A 23,411-nucleotide genomic window follows, 5' to 3' on the forward strand; every position below is an offset into this window, starting at 1 on the left:
CATCTTCCAGCCTCCTTCTTCCAGCTTTATATTATATCTCGCTCAACGCTGAATTGATAATGTTCAATTCTTCCTTTGAAAGGTCAATCGACATTGCTTTTGCATTCTCAATAGCTTGCTGTGCATTTCTTGCGCCTGCCAGTACCACTGTAATAGCGGGTTGCAGAGTAGTCCATCTTAATACCAATTGAGAAAGGCTGGCTCCTTTTTCCTGAGCGATAGGTTCAATTTTTTCTAAGAAAATTTTCACTTTATTCAAATCAAACTGAGAGAAATATCCGTTTCTATGATCGTTATCCTTCAATTGAGTTTCTTTGAAATATTTACCGGTCAAAAGACCTCTTTCCATTGGGCTGTACACGATAATTCCTGTATTGTTTTCTAAAGAATAAGGAACAAGATCGTTTTCAATAGCACGGTTCAGCATGCTGTAAGAAACCTGGTTGCTGGCAAGCTGTAAAGTTCTGTTAGCTTCTTCCATCTGAGCTACGCTATAGTTGCTTACCCCTGCGGTACGGATTTTTCCCTGCTGAATTAAAAGCTCCATGGCTTCCATGGTTTCGGAGATAGGAGTTGTACTATCCGGCCAGTGAAGCTGCAAAAGATCAATATAATCCGTTCCTAATCTTTGTAAGCTTTCTTCAACTTCTTTGATGATGTTTTCTTTAGAAGCTAATTTATAAACGGGAATTTTTTTCCCATCGTCTTCCGCGTCGAAGAAAAATTCTCCTTTGCCGTTGTTACTTCCGTCCCATACCAATCCGAATTTTGTTAAAAGCTGGATTTTTGAACGGTCTTTTCCTTTGATCGCTTCACCAATCATTTCCTCGCTTAATCCGAAACCATAGAAAGGTGCCGTGTCAATAGAAGTTACGCCATGATCCAATGATGCGTGAATAGAATTGATAGAATCCTGCTTTTCATTACCGCCCCACATGTTTCCGCCAATAGCAAAAGCACCGTGTGTAATGGTTGATAATTCTAAATCGGTATTTCCTAATTTTCTATATTCCATTTTGTTTGTTTTAAAATTGTTGTTGTGTTAAACCACCCCGTCAAAAATTCTTTGAATTTTCGTCACCCCTCCGGATGAGGGGAATTCTCGCCGTTTCAATAGTGACACTTATAAGAGCTTTTTCGGATTTAAAAAGAACTTAAGTGTTCTTTTCTGTATTCTGAATAGCAACTTTTTTTACTTAAGTGTCTGAAGACTATTGTGACTTTTGTGGTTAAAAATTGTCTGTTATTTCTTTAATTCTTTTAAGATAGCTTCTCCAACGCTCTTTGCAGATTGTGGATTCTGTCCTGTAATGACTCTTTGATCTGCCACTACATGATTCTGCCAAAGCCCTGATTTTTCAAATTTTGCTCCTCTTTCTTTCAGTTTATCTTCCAGTAAGAAAGGAACAACGTTGGTTAATTTTACTTCAGATTCTTCTTCATTGGTAAAAGCATTGATTTTTTTACCGTCCACAAGATATTTCCCATTATTCAGTTTGATATTCACAAGCCCTGCAGGACCATGACATACACCTGCTACAATACCTCCGTTTTCATAAATTTTTGAAGCGATATCTGCCAGTTCCTTATTGTCTGCAAAATCCCACATCGCTCCGTGTCCTCCTGCATAAAATACCGTTGAATAGTCTTTTGGATTCACCTGAGATGGAGTCATAGAATGATCCATCTTGTTTTTGTATTCTTTGTTTTCCCAAAACTCCTTGTTTACAGGATCTTTCAAATCAAATCCGTCTACCGGAGGAGTTCCTCCTTTTGGACTTACAAAATCAATTTCATATCCTGCTTTGTGAAGGACTTCCCATGGATGAGAAACTTCCCCCAGATAATATCCTGTATCTTCACTGGTACTTCCTTTTTTATCATGGCTGGTTATGACAAATAAAATTTTCTTTTTCATATTTTTTGATTTTTTGGTTTGGGCCTGAACGAATCCTATGGTAAGGATTGCCAGTACTAACAACGCTAATTTTTTCATGGTTAAATACTAATACTATTTGTAAGATAAATCTGTGGCTTCTCCTGAAGTTTTTCGTCTACCAAAGCTCCGAAAGCCTGGATGTAAGGCTGCTGATTATGCTGAGCCAGTCCTTCTTCATTTTTCCAGATTTCATAGAAAACGAATTCATTTTTGTCTTCAATTCCCTGATGTAAGCTGTAAAGTTCACAAGCTTCTTCTTTTTTTGTTTCTTTTACCATGTTCTGAAGAACTTCCAATACTTCTGTCTGATGTTCTTCTTTGGCTTTTATAATGGCTGTAAGATGAATTTTCATAATTAAATAAAATTTTCAATTGAGTTATAGATAGGTTTCCAATCCAGTTCTGTTCTGGCTTTGTCTGCGCTGCAAATACTGTTAGATGCAAAGCCGAAATAACCTCCTGCAGGACCGAATTTATTAACAGCATCCTGTATGCTTAATGATTTTGCAGGTTTAAGATTGTATTTTTTACTGATGTTTTCTGCAATATTTTTTATGGATGACGAACCATTTTCAGCATAATAAATGGAACCTCCTTTTGCTTTTTCCAATGCGAGTACATATAAATCTGCCAAATCTTCAATATGTAAATTAGACCAGATATTTTCCCCTTCTTCAAAATAAACGCCATGTCCATTTTCCTGAGAAAAATTAACGAGAGCCGGGATCTGAATACTGTCTTTTTTAATGCCTAAGCCTTTACCATAAACCATTGTAGGAACAATAACGATACTTCTTATATCTTTTTGTATAGATTGCAGTACATAATTGTTGATCAGTACTCTTGATGCCATTTCCAATCTCGGAGTTAATGGAAAGTCTTCCGTATAAACGAAATTACTTCTTTTACCATTTTCTTTACCACCGAAAATAGCTGAACCTGAAGTGAATATAAAAGTTTTATGACTTCCTTCCAGTGCCTTGATAAAGTTGTCTGCAGCATAGGCATCATCTGCGGAATCGGCATTATGGATGACTGCATCCACATCAGCAACAGCCGTTTTTATAAGGTTTTCATTATGGATATCTCCTACAATAGCCTTGATTCCCAATGATTCCAGTTCCTGTACATGCGCTTCATTACGTACCAGCCCTGTTACTTCATAATTTTTGTCCAGCAGTTTCTTTGCGATAGTTCCGCCAATATAGCCGGTAATTCCTGTGATCAGTACTTTTTTCATGATACGAGTTCTGGTTTTAATTCTTTTTCAAAAACAGTTTTCACATGGTCTCTGTAGCGTTTCATATCACGTTCTACATTGGCATTTTTCTCTACATCATGGAAGTGGAAACTTTCCATTTTTTCTAAAGATACAAAAGCATTCATTCTGTGGAAACCAAATAAAGGACCTTCATCTACACTTTTTTCACTGAAAAATTCTCCGGGAAGCGTAAAGGCTGTTGCAGGAGCATTCCAGCTTGTAGTCAGCATATACTTTCTGCCACCAAGCATTCCTCCTGTACCGTAATTGATCTCCGGATTTTCAGCATTTCTTCCATCACTCATATAAATTCCTTTTGCATGACCTGCTTTGAAAACTTCGTCAATGTATTTTTTCAATCCGTTGGGAAGCTGAAACCACCAGATAGGAGTATGGTAAATGATGTAATCTGCCCACACAAACTTTTCTACTTCTTCATTTTTATCATAATTTTCGCTTACATTGGTGATCTTTACTTCTACGTTACCCAATTCTTTAAGAACTGCTAATGTATTTTCTGTAATAGTCTGATTATATTTTCCTCCGGAATGTCCGAAATTCTGTCCTCCGTTGATGATTAGTACTTTTTTCATTTTTTTATGATTGTTTAAATTTTACTCTGCAAAGTTAGAACGGATGTTTGTATAATAAAAATAATATAAATTATAGGAAAGTATTATTTAAATTATAGTTGTTGATTCAAGGTTTTGGGTTTAAGTTGAAGATCGAGAGTGAATAGTCAATAGTCAATCCGCTTCGCTTGTGAATTTTTATGAGTATACCGATTCATCATTGACTTTGCGCAGCAAAAATTGACTATTGACAGCATTAATGGTGAATAGTCAATCCGCTGCGCTTGTGAATTTTTGTAAGTATGCCGATTCACCATTGACTTTGCTCAGCAAAAATTGACTATTGACAGCATTAATGGTGAATAGTCAATCCGCTTCGCTTGTGAATTTTTGTGAGTATCCGATTCATCATTGACTTTGCTCAGCAAAAATTGACTATTGACAGCATTAATTGTGAATAGTCAATCCGCTTCGCTTGTGAATTTTTATGAGTATACCGATTCATCATTGACTTTGCGCAGCAAAAATTGACTATCAACGTCACTAATGGTAAAATGTCATATCATATTTGAACTGAAATTCCTGTCTGTCGTGTAAATTTGTCTAACAAATTGAAGGACAATGATACAGATAGCCGTTTTTAGTGATGTGCATGGAAATCTTCCTGCATTAGAAGTTGTACTGAATGATATTGAGCAGAGGGGAATCCGGCAGAAATTCTGTTTGGGGGACCTGGTGGATTTTGCACCCTGGGGAAATGAAGTGATTGAGAAGATTAGAAGTTTAAACATTCCTTGTCTGATGGGAAATCACGATGAAAGGATTGCTTTTGATATTCCTGTTGTCCCTTTGTCCAAGCATTCTGAAGAAGAAACCAATGCCAGATTTGTTGCGATAGATCACTCTAAAAAACACATTTCAGAACCGAATAAAAAATTTCTTGCTGAGCTTCCTTTTCATTTAAAATTAAACTATAAAACAGGGAATAAGCACTGGAATATTCAATTGGTTCATTCCAGCCTTGAAAGCAATGACACTTACTTATACGAATCAGAAAATGATGAGGTTTTTAGGGTAATGCTGGAAAGGGCAGATGCTGATCTGATGGTAATGGGACATACTCATTTATCTTTTAAAAAACAGTTTGAAAATGATACCTGGGCTGTCAATTGTGGTTCCGTAGGCCGTTCTAAAGAAGAAAACAGATTGGCTTCCTATTTAGTATTGACTTTAGATGAAGAAAAAATTACCCCGGAAATTGTCCAATTATCCTATCCGATTGATGAAACTGTCCGCCAGATAAAGGAAAGCGGGATTCCGGATTATTATGCTTCCTTTCTGAAGAATGAAAATGTATTAATATTATAATTATTTTGTAATTTTGCATTATAATATTAATAATTAAGTCATGGTTAATTTAGAATGGTATCGTACTTTTAAGGCGATCTATAAAACCGGGACATTGACAGGTGCTGCGGATGCTTTATTCATATCACAGCCGGGTGTAAGCCTTCATTTAAGCTCATTGGAAGCTTATGTAGGTTATAAGCTGTTCGACAGAACCGGTAGAAAAATGATTCCGACAGAACGTGGGAAAGTATTGTTTAATGCAGTAGCTGAACCGATTACCAAGCTGGAAGATGTAGAAAAGAATTTTCAGAAGTCTACTGAGAAACATACTCCTACAATCAGCGTGGGTATGTGTTTTGAGACTTTTCAGACTACCCTTGAACAATATGTTTCTTCCTTACCCTTTAATCTGATTATCAGTTTTGGAGAATATCCTGAAATGCTGGATCAGTTGGATAAAGGAATTCTTGATCTTATCATTACTCCGAAAAAAGGGTCTTCACCTAATATTGAACATGAAGCGTTCTCTTCAGAACAAATTATTCTGGTAGGAGGAAAAGATGTGGATAAAGCAGCTTTCAATAAGGTTTTAAAAACAAAAGATGCCGAACAGATAGAGGAATGGCTGAAGAATGAAAAATGGTACGGAACCACCGGAGACATGGAACATCTTTTCCAGTACTGGATATTGAATTTTGGTCATAAACCCAATTTCCGTCCTAATTATATCGTTCCTAACATGAACTCAATAATCCGCTGTCTGAAAGGTGGAACAGGATTAGCCGTTGTTCCAGATTTTCTATGCAGAAATGATATTGAAAACGGTGATATCCAGTTGATTTGGGAAGGAAAGAAGAAATTTGAAAATACGCTTTACTTCGGTTGTCGCAAGAAAACCAATTATCAAACTGAAATAGAACATATTAAAGGATTATTCCGCAAGGTGATGGCTTAATAAAACCATATCTATCATCTGTAAACCGTTTTCATAAATAGGTGCTGGATAATTTTCAATAAAGAAATTCTTCAGAATTCCACTTTTAATGAAACTGTTTTTCTCATAAAATCTGATCTGTTGGAAACCGGTATCCGATGTTCCAACAGTCAGTGTTTTATAATGATTTTCTTTCGCAATTTCTTTTGCCTTATCTATCAGGATCGTTCCAATACCTTTATTTCTGTAGCTTTCAATGACAGCAATGTTTTTAATTTCCAGTTCAGTATGGGGCTTCTTGTACAACGCCATTACAGCGATGTTTTCAGTACCGTCATGTAAAAGATAGATCTCAGAACTAAAAATATATTGATTGATAGCTTCTCGTGTTTCATCAGCCAGAAGCAGTAAATGATAAGGGATTTCTGAATCTGAATTTAGCTTGTTGAAGGTGAAATTTTCCATTTACAGGCTCATATGGATAAGTGGATACTCTTTTCCTGAGCCATCTTTCTCTGATCTTCCGATTTTTTTGAAGCCCATTTTTTCATAAAACCCGATCGCCTGAGGATTTTGCTCATTCACATCTACTTTGGTCAATCCCGTTTTCTCTTTCATGAACTGATAAAGAGTTTTTCCATAGCCTTTTCCACGAGTGTCATTGTGAATGAAAAGCATTTCCAGATTGCCCTCTGCTACGGATGCAAATCCTTCAGCTTCGTTGTCTTCAGTAATTAAATAGACTTCCAGGTTAGGAAGATAGTCTCTTGGAATGACCTCTTTGAAATAATTGAAATCCTCTTCAGTAAGAAAATCATGAGTGGCTTTTACTGCTGATTCCCATATTTCCATAATTCGAGGATAATCCTCTGCATTCGCCAGTCTGATGTGTTGTGACATGATGTTTAATTTAAACAAAAATAAAGAAAATAGCGATGGTATACCAGCAGGAACATAATTTTGCAAGCAACCAAGCAACCAAGCAACCAACAACCAGCAACCAGCAACTCAAAACTGCAATTACCTAACAATTTTTTAACAGGAACAGTAAAATTGGTAGGCAGAATTTCCGATTTTTTATTGCAAATTTGTTTATCACTTTATATTAATCATTAAAATAAAGATTTATGCAAAAGAAAACCTATACAGGACAACCTGTGGTAACCTTAAATAATGGAGTGGATATTCCGGCTTTAGGCTTTGGAGTATGGCAGATGGAAGATCTGAAAGAATGTGAAAATGCAGTAATTAAAGCTATTCAGACAGGATATAGAATGATAGATACTGCTGCTATTTATCAGAATGAAACAGCGGTAGGTGCTGCCGTAAAAAATAGCGGTGTAAACAGAGATGAATTGTTTATCACATCAAAAGTATGGGTTCAGGATCATGGATATGAAAAGGCAAAAAGTGCTTTCCAGAGAACATTAGACAGATTGCAGATGGATTATCTTGATATGTATCTAATCCACTGGCCGTATGGAGATTTTCTGGGAACATGGAAAGCTTTGGAAGAGTTATACCATGAAGGGAAAATTAAAGCCATTGGGGTGTGTAATTTTACCGTCGAGAAACTTGAGGAATTGAAGGCTAATTCAACCGTTTTACCCGTTATCAATCAGATTGAACTGCATCCTGTATTCCAGCAGAGAGAATTACAGGTATATGACAGAGAAAATAATATCGTAACTCAGCCCTGGAGCCCGCTAGGAAATGGTAATGCCAACCTTTTAAGCAATCCTGATCTGAAAGCGATTGCTGAAAAATATGGCAAAACTGTAGCTCAGGTAATTCTGAGATGGCACTTACAGGAAGGTTTTGTTGTAATTCCGAAATCTGTGACCCCTTCAAGAATCGAAGAAAACTTTAATGTATTTGATTTTGTGCTGACAGAGGATGAGATGAATGTTGTACGTTCTTTAGATACCGGAAAAAGATTATTCTTTGATCCTAAAGATCCGGAATGGGAGCAAAAAATGTTAAATTCCGTAGCGGATATTTAATAGAAATAAAAAGTAAGAATACTCCCACAGATCTCACAGAAAACACAGATTGTAATCTGTGAAATAGTGAAAACTGTGGGAATTGTATTTTCATTCAGGGTGAAGAATATCATATCCTGTTGAAAATGAAGTGTTCCTATTTTTTGTACCTTTTTAATAAAAATAATTCTTATGTTTTGGCCGGATACAATCAGTAAAAAACTAGGGATACAATATCCTGTTATTCAGGCTCCGATGTTTGGAGTGAGCACCGTCCAGATGGCTGTTGCAGCTGCAAAGGCAGGCTGTCTCGGATCACTGGCACTGGCTGACCTTTCTGCAGATCAGTCTGTTGAATTGATCAGAGAGATGAAAAAGTTGACGGATAAACCTTTTGCTGCTAATATATTTGTTCATCACATTCCGGAAGTGACTGATGCTTTAAAAGAAAAGTATGGTAAAACTAAGCTTTTTATTGAGCAGCTGGCAAAGGAAAATGCGATTGAAGTACATCTTCGGGATCTTGAAGAAATCAGTGTAAACGGCTACCATGAACAAGTGGATGCCATTATTCAGGAAAACTGTAAAATTTTAAGTTTTACTTTCGGAAATCTCGATGATCAGAGTATTCAGAAATTAAAAGAAAACGGAGTTACTCTTATCGGAACCTGTACTTCTGTGAGAGAAGCTTTATTACTTGAAAATTCCGGTATTGATATCATTTGCGTTCAGGGAATAGAGGCCGGAGGGCACAGAGGAAGTTTTGAAGCAGAAAATATTCCGCAGATCGGAGGATTATCTTTGCTGTCACAGATCTATGAACAGGTAAAAGTTCCTTTGATTTATGCCGGAGGGATTTATGGAGCGAAGACATTGCAGGCTGTTAAAGAGTTAGGAGCACAGGGTTTTCAGATGGGCAATCTTTTACTGGCTTCTCAGGAAAGTGCTTTGCAGCCTTTTGAAAAAGAAAGATTGAAAAAAGTAAGAGAAGAAGAAATTGTTCTGACGAAGAGTTTTTCTGGAAGGTATGCCAGAGGCGTGAAAAATCAATTTATAGAAACAGTTGAAAATTCAGAATATATTTTACCTTATCCTTACCAGAACAAACTGACCAATGCCTTACGTAAAGCAGCAAAATCTTTGCAAAATCCGGAGTTTGTAGGAATTTGGGTAGGGCAGTCTATCCATCCATATAGCGAACTTTCTACAGAAGAAATTCTGAAAAAACTGATCAAAGAATGTGAAAGATAAATCTGTATGTTTTAATTTGATGATAATTTTATATTTTCGTACATCAATATCGTTGATCTGCCCCAATATAAAACTAAAACCAATAAAAAACATCCATGAAATATTCAGAAGGAATTAAGAGATCACTTCCATTCGGGTATCTTTTTCTCGTTATAATGGGAATATTAAAAGAAAGTGTCTTCTACTATCAGATCAATATTAATATTCTAAAATATTCAACAATAATGGACATTCTGATAAGCCCGATTGCTACTTTAACGGCTCATCCGGTTATCCTGATTGCCCTGATTGTTATCGTCGTATTTTCATTTGCTTTTCCCTCTTTTTTATCCAAACAGGCCAATAAAAATAAACGTTGGGCATTCCAGATGGCATCTCTCAAAGGACATGAAAATATGAGCAAAGAGGCTATTGAGAATCATTTTACCAATATGTTTGTGAGATTTCTCGCCATGATGCTACTGTCTTTCTTTGTGGGAATAGGTTGGGGAGAAGGGCTTGGGCTCACCAGAAAGATAAGGGAGAACAAGCTTAAATATGACTATAAATTAAACTATGGTGATGATAGCTTTGAGCAGGTACATCTGATAGGATCGAACAGCATGTATTATATTTATCTGGCAAAAGGAAATAAAACGATAAAAATAGCACCGTTGGGCTCCATAAAGAGTATTGAACTGACCAATAATAAAAAGTTAAGCGACAATTAGAAAGCATACTTCATAAAAAAGCTTCAGAAATAGAATCTGAAGCTTTTTTATTATTTTGTTAAATCAAGACCGCCGAAATTTCCGGAACTCATCATTAAATAAACACCGTTTGTTTTATCTAATGTATTCCAGTAGGCGTGAAGATCCTCAGCATTCGTGAAAACTCTTAATTTTTCATTCTTGAATTTTTCCTTGATAAACTCAGGAGAAATAGGTTCCATTCTCTTGATCTTCAAAGCATCTTCAGAATAGAAAACAATGGCTTCTTCCAGACCATCCATGGCGTGGTCATATTGTTCAAGGAAAGCCGGATTTAAGCTGGAATAGGTATGAAGCTCCAGAAATCCATATTTCTTATCATTTTTAAATTGCTCTGCAAATGCTTTTACCGCAGCCTTTACCTTACTTGGTGCATGCGCAAAGTCTTTGTATAATATTCCTTTATCTTCTCTTTCTACTTTTTCAAGACGTTTGGATGCTCCTTTGAAGCTCATAATTGCCTCATAGAAATCTTCATCCATAATGCCAAGCTGACGGCAGATATGTCTTGCTCCTTCAAGGTTCAATAGGTTGTGGGCTCCAAAAACAGAAAGCGGAACATCTCCCATTTCGGTTTTTAAATATACTTTGCCATTATTGATTTCGTATTCAGGAGTTTTGTAAGGGATTTTTCTGAAATAGTTCTCTGCATTTTCCACTACTTTTACTACTTCAGGATCTTCTTCGTTGTATACCAGAACTCCACCGGCAGTAATACTTGCTACAAACTTTCTGAACTGATCGATATAATCATCAAAGGTCTTGAATACATTGATGTGATCCCATGCAATACCGCTCATTAAAGCGATGTTCGGCTGATACAGTAAAAATTTTGAACGAAGATCGATGGGAGAAGATAGATATTCATCACCTTCCAGTACCATGAAATCATTATCCTGAGTCAGTTTTACCATACAGTCGAACCCTTCAAGCTGAGCTCCTACCATGAAGTCCACATCTTTCTGATGGAAATTCAACACGTGAAGAATCATTGAAGTAATGGTAGTTTTACCATGTGATCCTGCAATGACCACTCTTGTTTTGTTTTTAGACTGTTCGTATAGAAATTCAGGATAAGAATATATTTTCAGTCCCAGTTCTTTTGCTCTTGCCAACTCTGGATTATCCTGATGGGCATGCATTCCAAGAATAACTGCATCAATATCCTGAGTGATTTTTTCCGGGAACCAGCCCATTTCCTGAGGCAGAATTCCTTTCTTTTCCAATCGGGATTTTGAAGGTTCAAAAATAGCGTCATCAGAACCTGTCACCTGATATCCTTTGTCTTTTAATGCGATCGCAAGATTATGCATGGCGCTTCCGCCAATGGCAATGAAATGGGTTTTCAATTGTATTTACTGTTTTTTAACATTAGTAGTAATGATCTGCTGGAAAGCCTCAATAATATTGTTCCAGTTGGTCTGGTAATTCGGAATAATCATACTGGCATCCGTTTTACTGCCTTCATTAGGACCTTTCTTGATATTGATGGAAGTGGAAATATTGTCGTACAATTTTTTACGGTCTTCCTGTATTCTTCTGAAATTATTCTGAGAAAGAACCTGATCCAGTTTTTTTAAATCTTCATCAGAAATTTTAAAATCCTGTTTGTATTTCTTTCCCTGTCCTTCAAAAGAGTAGTGTACAGTATTCCCTTTTATAAGCAGGTTTTCATAAACTGGAGCATAGCCACCACTTTTCGAATAGCTGATATCAAAATCCGAATATATCTTTTGGCTGTTGCATGAAACTAATACTATGATTGCGAATAAGATTCCAAGTATTTTGTTCATAATTTTTAATTTACTTTAATTATTTGAGTCCTTTTGTTCTAATTTTTTAGCTTTAAGTTCTTCATCATAACTGTGTAATACATTGAAGTCTTCTGTCTGCTCAATGGCAGTCATAATCTTCAATAAAATTTCCGGTGCTTTTTCATTATCATAATCAATATCCAGAGGAGCTTTGAATTCCATCGTAGGTTTTACACCGGTTACCTTTACGCGGAGTCCTTTTTTATCAAAAGCTCTTCTGAAGCCATTTATTTTGATTGGAATCACAATGGGGCGTTGGTTTTTTACCAGTTTGGCAGTTCCTCTTCGTCCCTGTGCAAAAGCCGATGTAGTTCCTTGAGGGAAAGTAGCTACCCAGCCATTGTCCAATGCTTTCATAATATTATCTACCTCACTCATGTCTACCATTCTGTTGACATTTTTACCTTCAGCTCTCCATGTTCTTTTTACCGTTACAGCGCCTGCAATTTTGAATATCTTGGGAAGAATACCTTTGTTCATGGTTTCTTCAGCCGCTACATAGTAAAAATCAATCTTTGGATTCAGTAGATAGATCGGGTTTTTTATCGTATTTAAATATCCGTTATTTACAGCACAGAAGGCATGATACATGGCCGCCACATCTGCAAAATAGGTCTGATGGTTGGATACAAAAAGTACGTTAGAGTCCGGAAGATCCACAAGGTGTTCTGTACCGGTTATTTTTAACTTATTAAAGCCGTTGAATCTTCTGTATGATACAACTCCTAAAATAAAAATAATAAACCTTTTCAAAAAATAAGGTGTTCCGAATGCATCGGTGAAAATATTTTTCTTCGCCATCTCTCAATTAAACAGGGTAGTGCAAAGTTACATTTTTTTCAGCAACTGACTGAATTCACTTAATATCATCGCTGTAGCACCCCAGATAATGTATCCGTTGAAATTAATCACCGGAACGTCATGTCCGCCAGCACTGGGTAAAGCCATAATTTCCGGGGTATCCGACAGGTTTAAAAAGGAAGTGATAGGAAATTCTATTGTTTCCACAGCTTCCGTCTGCTGAAGAACAAAGGCCGGGTTCTTTTTTGTATAAGAAATGTAGGGATATACATAGAAATTGCTTGGCGGAATATAAATAGGAGACATTTCTCGGATAATCCTTACATAATGTTTATCTATTCCGATTTCTTCAGAGGTTTCCCGAACCGCTGTTTCAGCAAAATCACTGTCCATCTCCTCACGCTTTCCTCCAGGCAGGGATATCTGCCCGCTGTGTCTGTCGTGTTCATTAATGGTTCTTTGAATCAAGGGAAAATACCACTCGTTGTCTTTCAGATATAAAACAATATTGACAGCTGCAAATTTGGGATTTTTTGACAATACTTCATCATAAGTGAAAACGGGACGGTAGGGAGGCGAGAATACTCCATGTGCGTGTTCACCGGGAAGTTCCACGCTTTTTATTTTTCTCAATAAATCTTTTCCAAAATTTTCCATAGCTCAAATTTAGCAATATATCTTGAAGAAATAAATGCCTTAACATTAATTAACCTATGAGAAAGACGGCATTGTAAGCGGAAATATTTGCTTCTTAAACCGAATGATATATCGTTAATGATAAAACAGAACATATTTCAACTTTTAACTGTTAATTTTTAATTCAAAATTGATTTTTGGTTGTGTAAATAAATTTGAGTAATAGTTCTGCCCAAAGCTTAAAACCCTGTACTGTGATGTTTTAAAAATGTAAAATCCCGGATTTATTCAGAAAAAATCATCATTGAAGAAAAATTAATATTCACTACTAATAGATTTGATTGAAAATCAACAAGTTGTGATGGGGTTTTTCCGTAACGGTAAATAATGACCTGGCGAACTGGAAACCGTGATTTTCAAAATTTACACTTTGATGGTGGTTTTTCATTTTGTCGGGGAAGCTACCTTTGCCTTACTATTAACCAATTAATTTTTACTAAGATGAAAAATTTACTTACAGGTGTACTTACACTATTCGCAATGAGTTTCGGATTCGCACAATTCAATATTGATGTGACTACTCAAACAGGAAACTTAAATGTTGCTACAGTAGACCAGACAGGTCTTTTGAACATTAATTCTCTAACACAAACAGGGAATCGTAATATGGCAGATATTGACCAGGTAGGAATTTTAAATGTCAATAATGCACAAAGTATCGGAAACAGAAACTCTATAGATGTGGATCAGGTGGGTATTGGAAACTCAAATGAAGTGATGCAGTTAGGAAACAGAAACTCTGCTTCAACATGGCAGCTTGGAGTACTTAACTCTACAGAACAAACTCAGATCGGAAGAAGAAATGAAGCCTCTTCGGTACAGGTTGGATTAGGTAACTCTGTCCTTCAATATCAGGATGGAAGAAGAAATGATGCTTCTGCTATCCAGGTAGGTATCGGTAATGATGCTTATCAAATTCAGCTGGGAAGAAGAAATGATGCCAGTGCCCTTCAGATAGGTGCTAATAATGTTCTTGTTCAGTATCAGGATGGTAATGATAACAGTGCTACTCATGCTCAAGCCGGAACAGGTAATATTGCCGCTTCAGTTCAGGTAGGAGATGATAACACTTCTGTAGGATTACAGGTAGGTAATGCCAACCAGCTTTATCAATTCCAGATAGGAGATTCTAACACTGCTATTGACCTTCAGATGGGTAACGGTAACTTTACCTGGGTAGCACAAAGCGGAGATGGCCATATCCATGTTGGAACTCAGATGGGTAATGGAAACTCAATGATTGTGAATCAGTCGAATTAAGCCCTATAACAAAATACTGTAAATCTTAGAAATTGTAAAGGAGAAACTGCAGTGTTTCTCCTTTTTCACCTTCGATTTTCTCCGGTTTGTTATTCATGTAATTTTAATAAAATAGGCTATGTTTAACTTGAGATGGAGTGTTTTGGCTCTTTTCACCATGTTGCCACTACATGCACAGGAAATAGACTGGGATAAGGTAAACAGTACTACAATCTTTAATCTTATAGCCAGACAGCAGACTGATCAGAGTTCTTATGGATCCGATATCATTCAGATAGGAGATTATAACAATGCCGAACTTTCCCTTAACGCCCGAACGAATATTTTAGTAAAACAGCTGGGAGATTTCAATACCCTATATTTTATCAATTCATTCACAGATAAAGAAACAAAAGCTGCCATTACTGCACAGGGAAATAATAATATTATTGATGTTACAGGAAGCAACAGTATTTCGGATGGAATTCAGATTAATGTAAAGGGAGATAATAAAACAGTCTTCATGAGAAATTATTAAAACACAGATGATGAAACTTTTATATTCCCTTAGCTTGGGTACTTTTTTTAGCTTCCTGTCTGTATGGACATATGGGCAGGAAGATAAGAAAGTAAACGCCAGGATAGAGAGCAGTCTCCTTGAAAACCAGATCAGGTTAAAAGCAGTTGTAGTTAATAACACTGCAGTGTATAAAGAACTGAATTACCTTTTGGTTTCTATTAAAAAAGGAAATGGTGGAAATCTCTCCAACAACCAGCAGAGTGGTAAATTTTCTGTCAATCCGAATGAAGTAAAGGTATTATCGGAAATTAATGTGAATCTAGAATCAAAAGATGCTCTTAAAGCCTTCCTTTATATCAGGGATGAAGAAACCCACAAGCTGATTGCCAAAGACAGTCTGGAACTGAACAGCGACCTTTTTAAAAAAAAAACAGCTAAGATAGAAGAAGATGCTGCTTACGAGCTCAGAGGACTTACTATTGATGAGACGAAAACCAAGGTGGGAAAAGACTTTTATGACATGTTTTACATGCAGTACAATCAGCTTCCTGATAAGAGCAGTAGCGTTATTACTATTACAGAGCTCCCTCTTCGTGGAACAAGTGGCCAGATTACTATTCAGATGGAAGATAAAATTATTTACAGTTTTATGACCAATCCGGCAGAAGATTATTTAAAGGAACAGTTGAGCTACAGCTTAAAATATATCAAAGAATTTAATGCCAAGAAAAATCTTATAAAAAATGAATTCATCTATTAAAAATGTCCGCCATGAAAACCTTTATCATTATTTTGACCTTTATTGCGGGTATTTTCTACGGAAAATCTCAGCAGCTCGTCTATAAGCCGGTAAATCCAGCTTTTGGAGGAGATACTTTCAATTACCAGTGGCTTTTAAGCTCTGCTAATGCACAAAACCCATTTGATGAAAAAAATGATTACAGCAATTTGCTGGATCGTGTGAATTCCCTTGATAGTTTTACCCAGAGTCTTAACAGACAGATCCTTAGTGAGCTTTCAAGAAAACTGTTTGATGAACAGTTTGGTGATGGAAACATAAAACCCGGAAATTATCTCTTCGGATCCCTTTATCTACAAATTACCAATACTAATCAGGGACTTTTAATCAATATTTTGGATACCAGTAATGGCGATCAGTCCGAGATCGTAATTCCGAAATAGGAAATAACTAAAAATAAACTTACCATGACAACCTACACTTATACCAGAATCTTTTTCTGCACCTTCCTGCTATGCATTCTGCAGGCCTGTAGTTCAATATTTGGTTTACCTTCGGATCCCGAAAAACCAACAATGGGAGAGGTTACTTCTTCTACCGCAGAATTAAAAAATCTTCCGCTTCCCAAAGAGAAGATTGTAATAGGAGTCTACAAATTCAGAGACCAGACCGGCCAGTATAAACCATCTGAAAATGGAAATAACTGGAGTACGGCAGTTCCTCAGGGAACCACTACCATTCTCATAAAAGCCTTAGAAGACAGCCGCTGGTTTATCCCTATTGAAAGGGAAAATATCGCCAATCTTCTCAATGAAAGACAGATCATCCGTTCCACCAGACAGGAATATATCAAGGATGCAGACAAAAACAATCAATCACTTCCTCCTCTTTTATACGCTGGGATTCTTCTCGAAGGCGGCGTTATTTCTTATGACAGCAATATTCTGACCGGAGGACTTGGAGCAAGATATTTCGGTATCGGAGCTTCCACACAGTATCGCCAGGACAGAATTACCATCTATCTTCGTGCTGTCTCTACGCTGAACGGAGAAATTCTTAAAACGGTTTATACTTCTAAAACCATTCTCTCAACCAGTGTTAACGGAAGTTTTTTCAGATATATTGATACGGAAAGACTATTGGAGGCTGAAGTAGGGCTTACTCAAAATGAACCCGTTCAGCTCGCTGTAACAGAAGCTATCGAAAAAGCTGTAAAAGCCCTTATTGTAGAAGGAATCAGAGATAAAATATGGGGGAAAGCAATAGATGATAATGGCGGTTATCAAAGTTTAATCAATGAATATAACAGAGAGCAGGAGCAAAATAATGATCGGGTGGTTGGAGGCAGGTATCCACAGGATTACAGACAGAAAGTATCCATATTTGCCAATGTGGAAGGACAGAAAGTTAAAGATGACTATGTAAGTTCTAAAATGAATGTGGGAGGAAAAATAGGATTCAAATACTTCCTTACTCCTTATCTGAATATGGAACTGAATGCAAGCTATTTTACGCTTGAAAACTCAAATATTGTGAAAAGAAACTACTTTGGTCCTGAAGTGAATCTGGAATACATACTTTTCCCGAAATACAGATTCAGTCCCTTCTTATATGGAGGAGCAGGAGCGATGTATTCAAAATATAAACCCCAATACAAAGCACAATTCGGTGGTGGGCTGGAATATATGATCAGCAAGAATTTCTCACTGAGAGCCTCTGCCCAATATGACCTTGGCTTCAAAGACGACTGGGAAGGCCTTGTAAATGGGAAAAGAAAAGATCAGGCTTTGCGCTTTGGAATAGGAATCAACTTTTACTTCGGAAACAAATAAAAACACGAACTATGAAAACTATAATTAAAATATTCAGCATATTCATCTTTGCTTTTTGTCTGTTTTCATGTAATGAAGACCTTGTAGAACAGGCTCAAACAGGAATGTTAAAAGGAAAAGTCGTAAAAAGAGGCAGCAATGTGCCGCTTTCTAACGTGAAGATATTTACCAATCCTACGACACAAACGGTGTTCAGCGGTACAGATGGTTCATTTGAAATCGCTGCCATGCCGGTAGGGAATTATTCTCTAAAAGCAGAACTTTCAGGATATATTACAAGCTTTCAGTCAGTCAATATACAAAATCAAAATCAGGTAGTAACGGTAGTTTTTGAGATGGATGATGATACCTCATTAAATTCTCCTCCCGCTACACCGCAGTTGCTAAGTCCGATAGATAACGCAGTAAATCAGCCTTTGAGCGTCGAATTAACCTGGAGCGCAACAGATCCCGATACAGCAGATGTATTAAGATACAGTCTGACAATTAAAAATAATCTTGACACTAATGTGATTCAGGTTAATGATTTGACAGCAAACCACTATACGCTTTCAAATCTGAAGTTTGGTGTAAGTTACTTCTGGCAGGTGTCTGTTTCGGACGGCATTCACCAGCCAGTTTTAAGCTCTATCAGTAAATTCACCACCAATACAGTTCCCGCTAACAGGTATCATTATACTCAAAAACAAAATGGAAACTTTGTGATCATTTCCAGTGATGACCAGGGAAATAATTTCCAGTTTACCAATTCTTCCTATAACAGCTGGCGACCCCGCAAAAACAATAATGCAGGTCTTATTGCATTCCTTCGTACAGAAGGTGGAAGCACCCATATTTATACCGCAAATCCGGATGGATCAAATCCTTTTAAAGTAACTACAGTTGCTGTTGCAGGCTTTAATAATTATGAAATGGATTTTGCATGGAGTACAAATGGTAAGGAACTTATTTATTCCAACTTTAATAAACTCTATAGAATTAATAAGGATGGAAGCGGCTTGAGCTTAGTATACACCACTCCGGACGGAAGTATGATCTCCGAGTGTGACTGGAGCTACGACGGTAGTAAAATAGCATTGAAAACCAATGATTATAACGGATATAATACTAAAATTTATGTGATAGACATTAACGGAAGCGTTCTTAAAACGGTATTGTCAGGTACTGTAGGTGCCAGTGGAGGTTTGAACTTTTCTGTAGATGGACAGCTTCTTCTGTTTACCCGTGATGTCTCAGGATACCTGGACGGAAGTGGAAATTACCGTCAGCTGGATTCACATATCTTTGTCTATAATCTTGTTACAGATGCCGTGAGTGATATTTCTGCAGAAAGCGAAAAAGTAATGGGAACCAATGATCTCGATCCAAGATTCTCACCAAACAATGCCCAGATTATCTTCATGAATACCTCCAATGATAATATTTCGCAGAAAAATGTAATGGTCATTGACCTCAATAGTACGATGACGGATCTTACAAGGGCAACACTTTTCAGCAATGGAGAAATGCCGGATTATGAATAAGATATAGCGTTTAATGTTCAAAGTTCAATGTTTAAAGTTCAAAGTCCAAGGTTTTAGTTGTAAAGTGAGGTGAGAGATACAATCTGTACCCATTAGAGATCAATTGAGAAGTAATTACATACGTTTTTCATTGTTAAGTCTCTTATTTCTCTGCCTCACTTTTTCTGTATAGGCTTTGATTATAGGTAATAATAAAATTTCCCTCTGAAGGATTATTGAAATTAAAATCAGAGGCAAAAAAAATTCCAGACTTTGCAAAGCCTGGAATTTTTGTGTGATTCATGGAAGTCTTTCAGTCGATGATGTGATTTTCTATCGCATATTTTACAATTCCGACTGAGTTTTTCGCATTGAGTTTCAAAAGAATTCTTTTTCGGTGTGTTTCTACCGTATTGATACTAATAAATAATTTTTCAGAGATATCTTTACTGCTGCATCCGTCACAGATGAGTTTGAGAATTTCCATTTCGCGACGGGTGAGAGGTTCTTTGATGTGAGGATTGGGTTTTCCCTGTTCACTGCTGATAAAATTGATCATTCTTTCCTTGGCATGGTCACAGATATAGATCTCATTAAGAAGTAAAACATTGATGGATTTAAGAAACTCATCATAGGTGCAGTTTTTATCCAGATAAGCTTTAATACCTTTGTTGAAGAGCTTTCGGATATCAATCACATCATAAGAGCTTCCAATAATCGTAATCTTGGTATTTTTATGTTGTGTAATAATACTTTCCACCAACTTGCAGATTTCCGTAAGCATGAGCATGTTGGAGCTCATAACAAGCATTTCCGGAGGTTCTTCTTTTAAATGTTTGGAGAGGTTTTCTAAAGAATTACAAATATCTATTGTGCTGAAAATTTTGCTTTGTGTAAGCAGTCTTGATAAGCCTTCTGTATAGAGCATGGGTTCATCAAAAATGGTCAATCTTGGTTTCATCATGGTCTGTTTTATTTATATAAAAATAGGAAAAAAACTTTACATTTTGAATAAAATTGTTAAAAATTTTCAATTTATTGTGTTTTTATTAATAGTAAAATGTTATTTTTATTGATTTTTTACTAAATAATTCTCTTTTTGTGGAGTTTTTTAGAGTTATTTCTGTTAAAACATAGTGTTCATCATTGTTTTGAATGATAATATTAATGGTTTGTGGATTTAACTAACATCACGGGGATATGCTTTACCGGAAAATTAACTGAATTGGCGATGAAACAATATTCATTCGCTTTATGATGAAGCTGTTCTGCTTTTTCTACCATAGATTCTTCTGCAACAGTTACCATGGGATGCAAAGTTACCTCTGTAAAATGACCACTTCCATTGGCTGTTTCTGCCATGATACCTGTTGCTTCATCAGTATACTCTGTAACAATAATACCTGCTTCAGAACAGAAATGAAGATACCAAAGCATATGACAGGAAGAAAGGGAGGATAAAAACATCTCTTCAGGATTATGCTTTGTCTTGTCGCCACGGAAAGCAGGATCTGATGAACCTTCGATAACAGCTTTATTTTCTGCTGAAATGGTATGTTTTCTTTCGTAGTCTCTATAACCGCTGGTTCCTGTTCCCTGGTTTCCTGTCCATTGAATGGTGATTTTGTAATGGTGATTTTTCATAGATAAAAGATAAAAGATAAAAGATAAAAGATAAAAGATAAAAGATAAAAGATAAAAGATAAAAGATAAAAGATAAAAGATGTTGCTGTTAAAATTCAATAGGGGTGGGCTTTAGCCCGGCCTGCATAAACAAAAAACATCCATTGGCTTTAGCCAAAATTTAACAAGAAAAGATAATAAAAAAAACCTCCAGTACAACTGAAGGTTTTAAATTTTGTCTTAATTAGAAAATTCTATCAATTCTTCTTTTTTGGAATTGTAGATTTTATATTCTAAATATTTAAAAGAATCCCTTGGAACAATGGTTACCCATTTTTTGTATTTGATAAACCATTTCATCTGGATACTTTTGATGCCTTTTGTAAGGTAGGCTTCCACAAATGGGTGTACATGCAGGTAGATTTTTCCTTTTTCTTTCTGCAGAATGTTTCTTAAGGTTTCACCCATTCTTTCCACGATAACAATAGGAGCTACAATTTCTCCGTCTTTGTTCGGGTTTTCTTCTTTGGTGTCGATCTGTTTTTCCGGACGGTTTCTTTGTCTGGTGATCTGGATCAGCCCAAATTTACTTGGAGGAAGGATTTTGTGGCGGGCTTTATCGCGCTTCATTTCCTCTTTAAGATGCTCGTAGAGATCTCTTCGGTGATCAGAATTGGGCATATCTATGAAATCGATAACGATGATTCCTCCCATATCGCGGAGGCGAAGTTGTCTTGCGATTTCAGTAGCGGCCATTTTGTTCACTCTTAGCGCATGTTCTTTGTTGACAGCAGTTCCGGTAGTAATATTGTTTCCGGAGTTGACGTCCACAACGTGAAGTGCTTCTGTGTGTTCAATAACAAGATAGGCTCCTTTAGAACTTGGAATGTTTACGTGTTTTCCGAAGCTCTGTTTAAGCTGTTTTTCAACATTGTAATATTCCAGAAGAGGAATATGAGAATCATAAAACTGGACAATATTTTTCTTTTCAGGAGCAATTACTTCTACGTAATTTTTCATTTCGTTTACCATTTGCTCATCATCGCAGATGATATTCACGAAATCCTGATTAAAATTGTCTCTTAAAATAGCTGAAGCTTTGTCTTCTTCGCTTAAAACTTTAGACGGAACTTTATTTCTCTGGATGTTTTTGAAAGTGCTTTCCCATTTCTGAACCAGCTGGTTCATGTCATTATGAAGGTCGGCTACTTTTTTTCCTTCCGCTACCGTTCTGATAATAACTCCGAATCCTTCAGGCTTAATGCTGTCGATAAGGGTTCTCAGTCTTTCTTTTTCCTCAGAACTTCTGATCTTTTTGGAAATAGAAACTTTGTTGTCGAAAGGAATTAACACCAGAAAACGTCCTGTTAATGAAATCTGGGTAGAAATTCTTGGACCTTTGGTAGAAATAGGTTCTTTGGTAATTTGTAACAGAACCAAGTCATCCTTGGCAATTACTTTGTCTATAGTTCCGTTTTTGTCTATTTCGGGTTGTATCTCGAAATTCTTTAAGCTCGAAGTGCTTTGTTTTTTAGAAATAGTATCTTTTAAAAACTTTCTGTACGTAAGATACTGAGGTCCCAGATCCTGATAATGCAGAAATGCATCTTTGTCATATCCGATATTGACGAATGCTGCATTCAGATTGGGGGCTAGTTTTTTTACTTTTCCTATAAACAGATCTCCAACTATAAAATCGCTTTTGTCTTCTTGCTCATGAAGTTCACATAGTCTTCCGTCTTCCAGCAGCGCAATCTTTGTAAGATCATCTTCATGCGAAACTATTAGTTCTTTCTTCATTTTTTAATAAGATAAAATTGTTAAGATTATAGGAAGTGGATGTTTTTACTGATTAATTCATCTATTAAATATAAGGATTTTGAATGAAAACCATTATATGTTTATTAAAATAATATTTGAAACCCTCCGTTTTCCGCGGAATCTTATAGTTGCAAACAAAAATATAGTTAGTGAACTTTAGAAATTTAAATCCACCAACTATATTATTATATTGTAAATCTCGAGAAAAAGAGATTATTTTTTCTTATGTCTGTTTGCTCTTCTTCTTTTCTTTCTTTTGTGAGTAGCAACCTTGTGTCTTTTTCTTTTCTTTCCGCTTGGCATAATTTTAATTTTTTAGTAACTAGTTAATATTCAGTTAATGTTCTTATTTTACTGCAACTTTAGTTTTTACTTTCTCAACAAAAGATTTTGAAGGTTTGAAAGCAGGAATGTTATGAGCAGGAATCTCAATTGCAGTGTTTTTAGAAATATTTCTTCCTGTTTTAGCAGCTCTTGTTTTAATGATAAAAGATCCAAAACCTCTTAGATAAACGTTATCCCCATTATACATAGAAGTTCTGATCTCCTGCATAAAAGCTTCTACAACTTTCTGTGTTTCATTCTTTTCTGTTCCCAACTTATTTGAGATGGTGTTTACCAATTCTGCCTTTGTCATTTCCTTATTTTAATTTTAAATTTTAGGTGTGCAAATTTAGTTAAAAAAATTGAATACTAGCAAATTAGTGGCAAAATATTTTTATTCAAAGAGTTGGACTTTTTATGTATACACTATATTAAGGCAGGCTTGTGATAATTTAACAATAA

26 protein-coding genes are annotated in these 23,411 nt (G+C 36.2%); 11 read left to right on the plus strand and 15 right to left on the minus strand.

Annotated elements, in window-relative coordinates; genetic code table 11:
• Window positions 1-31: 31 nt before the first annotated feature.
• The 5 genes from ODR02_RS14485 to ODR02_RS14505 form a co-directional block, all read right to left on the minus strand.
• Complete coding sequence (locus tag ODR02_RS14485; protein ID WP_309513395.1) at window positions 32-1,015, minus strand: aldo/keto reductase; 984 nt, start codon at window positions 1,013-1,015, stop codon at window positions 32-34.
• Between the two features lie 228 nt (window positions 1,016-1,243).
• Window positions 1,244-1,996, minus strand: a complete 753-nt coding sequence (locus ODR02_RS14490) for a type 1 glutamine amidotransferase domain-containing protein (protein WP_309513396.1) — start codon at window positions 1,994-1,996, stop codon at window positions 1,244-1,246.
• 2 nt (window positions 1,997-1,998) lie between these two features.
• Entirely contained in the window at window positions 1,999-2,292 is a 294-nt protein-coding gene (locus tag ODR02_RS14495) for a putative quinol monooxygenase (protein WP_309513397.1), read from the minus strand.
• Window positions 2,293-2,294: 2 nt separating this feature from the next.
• Window positions 2,295-3,179 carry an NAD-dependent epimerase/dehydratase family protein gene (locus ODR02_RS14500; RefSeq protein ID WP_209785764.1) on the minus strand — a complete coding sequence of 295 codons (885 nt, stop codon included), beginning with the start codon at window positions 3,177-3,179 and terminating at the stop codon, window positions 2,295-2,297.
• On the minus strand, window positions 3,176-3,793 hold the full coding sequence (locus tag ODR02_RS14505; RefSeq protein ID WP_309513398.1) for an NAD(P)H-dependent oxidoreductase: 618 nt from the start codon (window positions 3,791-3,793) through the stop codon (window positions 3,176-3,178). The genes ODR02_RS14500 and ODR02_RS14505 overlap by 4 nt, the downstream gene beginning before the upstream one ends.
• Before the next feature lie 600 nt (window positions 3,794-4,393).
• Here ODR02_RS14505 and ODR02_RS14510 point away from each other — a divergent pair.
• Both ODR02_RS14510 and ODR02_RS14515 read left to right on the plus strand, forming a co-directional pair.
• On the plus strand, window positions 4,394-5,140 hold the full coding sequence (locus tag ODR02_RS14510; RefSeq protein ID WP_309513399.1) for a metallophosphoesterase family protein: 747 nt from the start codon (window positions 4,394-4,396) through the stop codon (window positions 5,138-5,140).
• 40 nt (window positions 5,141-5,180) lie between these two features.
• Window positions 5,181-6,077 carry a LysR family transcriptional regulator gene (locus tag ODR02_RS14515; RefSeq protein WP_209785762.1) on the plus strand — a complete coding sequence of 299 codons (897 nt, stop codon included), beginning with the start codon at window positions 5,181-5,183 and terminating at the stop codon, window positions 6,075-6,077.
• On the opposite strand, the gene ODR02_RS14520 is transcribed toward ODR02_RS14515, so the two are convergent.
• Both ODR02_RS14520 and ODR02_RS14525 read right to left on the minus strand, forming a co-directional pair.
• Window positions 6,054-6,521, minus strand: a complete 468-nt coding sequence (locus ODR02_RS14520; RefSeq protein ID WP_309513400.1) for a GNAT family N-acetyltransferase — start codon at window positions 6,519-6,521, stop codon at window positions 6,054-6,056. The two genes, ODR02_RS14515 and ODR02_RS14520, sit on opposite strands and share 24 nt — an antisense overlap.
• Complete coding sequence (locus ODR02_RS14525) at window positions 6,522-6,956, minus strand: GNAT family N-acetyltransferase (protein ID WP_309513401.1); 435 nt, start codon at window positions 6,954-6,956, stop codon at window positions 6,522-6,524.
• Between the two features lie 227 nt (window positions 6,957-7,183).
• Between ODR02_RS14525 and ODR02_RS14530 the strand changes: the two genes are divergently transcribed.
• The 3 genes from ODR02_RS14530 to ODR02_RS14540 all read left to right on the plus strand — a co-directional run bounded on the left by ODR02_RS14530 (window position 7,184) and on the right by ODR02_RS14540 (window position 9,999).
• Window positions 7,184-8,059: an aldo/keto reductase gene (locus ODR02_RS14530; RefSeq protein WP_309513402.1), complete on the plus strand. Its 876-nt coding sequence runs from the start codon at window positions 7,184-7,186 to the stop codon at window positions 8,057-8,059.
• 171 nt (window positions 8,060-8,230) lie between these two features.
• Window positions 8,231-9,289, plus strand: coding sequence for an NAD(P)H-dependent flavin oxidoreductase (locus tag ODR02_RS14535; protein ID WP_309513403.1), 1,059 nt, complete (start codon window positions 8,231-8,233; stop codon window positions 9,287-9,289).
• Between the two features lie 95 nt (window positions 9,290-9,384).
• Window positions 9,385-9,999, plus strand: a complete 615-nt coding sequence (locus ODR02_RS14540) for a hypothetical protein (RefSeq protein ID WP_309513404.1) — start codon at window positions 9,385-9,387, stop codon at window positions 9,997-9,999.
• Window positions 10,000-10,049: 50 nt separating this feature from the next.
• Here ODR02_RS14540 and ODR02_RS14545 read toward each other — a convergent pair whose 3' ends face one another.
• The 4 genes from ODR02_RS14545 to ODR02_RS14560 are packed head-to-tail and all read right to left on the minus strand — an operon-like array spanning window position 10,050 to window position 13,310.
• A complete protein-coding gene (locus ODR02_RS14545; RefSeq protein ID WP_209785757.1) occupies window positions 10,050-11,387 on the minus strand; it encodes a UDP-N-acetylmuramate--L-alanine ligase in 1,338 nt (445 codons plus the stop codon).
• A gap of 6 nt (window positions 11,388-11,393) precedes the next feature.
• Window positions 11,394-11,831 carry a hypothetical protein gene (locus ODR02_RS14550; protein ID WP_105684447.1) on the minus strand — a complete coding sequence of 146 codons (438 nt, stop codon included), beginning with the start codon at window positions 11,829-11,831 and terminating at the stop codon, window positions 11,394-11,396.
• Between the two features lie 15 nt (window positions 11,832-11,846).
• Window positions 11,847-12,653, minus strand: a complete 807-nt coding sequence (locus ODR02_RS14555) for a lysophospholipid acyltransferase family protein (protein WP_105684446.1) — start codon at window positions 12,651-12,653, stop codon at window positions 11,847-11,849.
• A 27-nt stretch (window positions 12,654-12,680) separates the two neighbouring features.
• The gene (locus ODR02_RS14560) at window positions 12,681-13,310 is read right to left on the minus strand and encodes an NUDIX hydrolase (RefSeq protein ID WP_105684445.1); all 630 of its coding nucleotides are present in this window, start codon (window positions 13,308-13,310) and stop codon (window positions 12,681-12,683) included.
• Between the two features lie 480 nt (window positions 13,311-13,790).
• Between ODR02_RS14560 and ODR02_RS14565 the strand changes: the two genes are divergently transcribed.
• From ODR02_RS14565 to ODR02_RS14590, 6 genes are all read left to right on the plus strand, one after another.
• Window positions 13,791-14,609, plus strand: a complete 819-nt coding sequence (locus ODR02_RS14565) for a hypothetical protein (RefSeq protein WP_105684444.1) — start codon at window positions 13,791-13,793, stop codon at window positions 14,607-14,609.
• Window positions 14,610-14,727: 118 nt separating this feature from the next.
• Window positions 14,728-15,126 carry a hypothetical protein gene (locus tag ODR02_RS14570; protein ID WP_309513405.1) on the plus strand — a complete coding sequence of 133 codons (399 nt, stop codon included), beginning with the start codon at window positions 14,728-14,730 and terminating at the stop codon, window positions 15,124-15,126.
• Window positions 15,127-15,133: 7 nt separating this feature from the next.
• Window positions 15,134-15,868 carry a curli-like amyloid fiber formation chaperone CsgH gene (gene csgH, locus ODR02_RS14575; protein WP_309513406.1) on the plus strand — a complete coding sequence of 245 codons (735 nt, stop codon included), beginning with the start codon at window positions 15,134-15,136 and terminating at the stop codon, window positions 15,866-15,868.
• 11 nt (window positions 15,869-15,879) lie between these two features.
• On the plus strand, window positions 15,880-16,290 hold the full coding sequence (locus ODR02_RS14580) for a curli production assembly/transport component CsgF (protein ID WP_209785754.1): 411 nt from the start codon (window positions 15,880-15,882) through the stop codon (window positions 16,288-16,290).
• A 24-nt stretch (window positions 16,291-16,314) separates the two neighbouring features.
• Window positions 16,315-17,679 carry a CsgG/HfaB family protein gene (locus ODR02_RS14585; protein ID WP_309513407.1) on the plus strand — a complete coding sequence of 455 codons (1,365 nt, stop codon included), beginning with the start codon at window positions 16,315-16,317 and terminating at the stop codon, window positions 17,677-17,679.
• An 11-nt stretch (window positions 17,680-17,690) separates the two neighbouring features.
• Window positions 17,691-19,202, plus strand: a complete 1,512-nt coding sequence (locus ODR02_RS14590) for a carboxypeptidase-like regulatory domain-containing protein (RefSeq protein ID WP_309513408.1) — start codon at window positions 17,691-17,693, stop codon at window positions 19,200-19,202.
• A 292-nt stretch (window positions 19,203-19,494) separates the two neighbouring features.
• Here ODR02_RS14590 and ODR02_RS14595 read toward each other — a convergent pair whose 3' ends face one another.
• From ODR02_RS14595 to ODR02_RS14610, 4 genes are all read right to left on the minus strand, one after another.
• A complete protein-coding gene (locus ODR02_RS14595) occupies window positions 19,495-20,145 on the minus strand; it encodes a response regulator transcription factor (RefSeq protein WP_245169767.1) in 651 nt (216 codons plus the stop codon).
• Window positions 20,146-20,345: 200 nt separating this feature from the next.
• Window positions 20,346-20,825, minus strand: coding sequence for an OsmC family protein (locus tag ODR02_RS14600; RefSeq protein ID WP_309513409.1), 480 nt, complete (start codon window positions 20,823-20,825; stop codon window positions 20,346-20,348).
• A gap of 219 nt (window positions 20,826-21,044) precedes the next feature.
• Window positions 21,045-22,604 carry an Rne/Rng family ribonuclease gene (locus tag ODR02_RS14605; protein ID WP_105684438.1) on the minus strand — a complete coding sequence of 520 codons (1,560 nt, stop codon included), beginning with the start codon at window positions 22,602-22,604 and terminating at the stop codon, window positions 21,045-21,047.
• Window positions 22,605-22,971: 367 nt separating this feature from the next.
• Entirely contained in the window at window positions 22,972-23,262 is a 291-nt protein-coding gene (locus ODR02_RS14610; RefSeq protein ID WP_002984212.1) for an HU family DNA-binding protein, read from the minus strand.
• Window positions 23,263-23,411: the final 149 nt, after the last annotated feature.

It is taken from the genome of Chryseobacterium sp. CFS2 (assembly GCF_036543225.1).
Lineage (GTDB): Bacteria > Bacteroidota > Bacteroidia > Flavobacteriales > Weeksellaceae > Chryseobacterium > Chryseobacterium culicis_A.

Coding starts and splice junctions, on each gene's coding strand:
- ODR02_RS14485 (WP_309513395.1), bottom strand. CDS start 1,015: ATGGAATATAGAAAATTAGGAAATACCGATTTAGAATTATCAACCATT.
- ODR02_RS14490 (WP_309513396.1), bottom strand. CDS start 1,996: ATGAAAAAATTAGCGTTGTTAGTACTGGCAATCCTTACCATAGGATTC.
- ODR02_RS14495 (WP_309513397.1), bottom strand. CDS start 2,292: ATGAAAATTCATCTTACAGCCATTATAAAAGCCAAAGAAGAACATCAG.
- ODR02_RS14500 (WP_209785764.1), bottom strand. CDS start 3,179: ATGAAAAAAGTACTGATCACAGGAATTACCGGCTATATTGGCGGAACT.
- ODR02_RS14505 (WP_309513398.1), bottom strand. CDS start 3,793: ATGAAAAAAGTACTAATCATCAACGGAGGACAGAATTTCGGACATTCC.
- ODR02_RS14510 (WP_309513399.1), top strand. CDS start 4,394: ATGATACAGATAGCCGTTTTTAGTGATGTGCATGGAAATCTTCCTGCA.
- ODR02_RS14515 (WP_209785762.1), top strand. CDS start 5,181: ATGGTTAATTTAGAATGGTATCGTACTTTTAAGGCGATCTATAAAACC.
- ODR02_RS14520 (WP_309513400.1), bottom strand. CDS start 6,521: ATGGAAAATTTCACCTTCAACAAGCTAAATTCAGATTCAGAAATCCCT.
- ODR02_RS14525 (WP_309513401.1), bottom strand. CDS start 6,956: ATGTCACAACACATCAGACTGGCGAATGCAGAGGATTATCCTCGAATT.
- ODR02_RS14530 (WP_309513402.1), top strand. CDS start 7,184: ATGCAAAAGAAAACCTATACAGGACAACCTGTGGTAACCTTAAATAAT.
- ODR02_RS14535 (WP_309513403.1), top strand. CDS start 8,231: ATGTTTTGGCCGGATACAATCAGTAAAAAACTAGGGATACAATATCCT.
- ODR02_RS14540 (WP_309513404.1), top strand. CDS start 9,385: ATGAAATATTCAGAAGGAATTAAGAGATCACTTCCATTCGGGTATCTT.
- ODR02_RS14550 (WP_105684447.1), bottom strand. CDS start 11,831: ATGAACAAAATACTTGGAATCTTATTCGCAATCATAGTATTAGTTTCA.
- ODR02_RS14555 (WP_105684446.1), bottom strand. CDS start 12,653: ATGGCGAAGAAAAATATTTTCACCGATGCATTCGGAACACCTTATTTT.
- ODR02_RS14560 (WP_105684445.1), bottom strand. CDS start 13,310: ATGGAAAATTTTGGAAAAGATTTATTGAGAAAAATAAAAAGCGTGGAA.
- ODR02_RS14565 (WP_105684444.1), top strand. CDS start 13,791: ATGAAAAATTTACTTACAGGTGTACTTACACTATTCGCAATGAGTTTC.
- ODR02_RS14570 (WP_309513405.1), top strand. CDS start 14,728: ATGTTTAACTTGAGATGGAGTGTTTTGGCTCTTTTCACCATGTTGCCA.
- csgH (WP_309513406.1), top strand. CDS start 15,134: ATGATGAAACTTTTATATTCCCTTAGCTTGGGTACTTTTTTTAGCTTC.
- ODR02_RS14580 (WP_209785754.1), top strand. CDS start 15,880: ATGAAAACCTTTATCATTATTTTGACCTTTATTGCGGGTATTTTCTAC.
- ODR02_RS14585 (WP_309513407.1), top strand. CDS start 16,315: ATGACAACCTACACTTATACCAGAATCTTTTTCTGCACCTTCCTGCTA.
- ODR02_RS14590 (WP_309513408.1), top strand. CDS start 17,691: ATGAAAACTATAATTAAAATATTCAGCATATTCATCTTTGCTTTTTGT.
- ODR02_RS14595 (WP_245169767.1), bottom strand. CDS start 20,145: ATGATGAAACCAAGATTGACCATTTTTGATGAACCCATGCTCTATACA.
- ODR02_RS14600 (WP_309513409.1), bottom strand. CDS start 20,825: ATGAAAAATCACCATTACAAAATCACCATTCAATGGACAGGAAACCAG.
- ODR02_RS14605 (WP_105684438.1), bottom strand. CDS start 22,604: ATGAAGAAAGAACTAATAGTTTCGCATGAAGATGATCTTACAAAGATT.
- ODR02_RS14610 (WP_002984212.1), bottom strand. CDS start 23,262: ATGACAAAGGCAGAATTGGTAAACACCATCTCAAATAAGTTGGGAACA.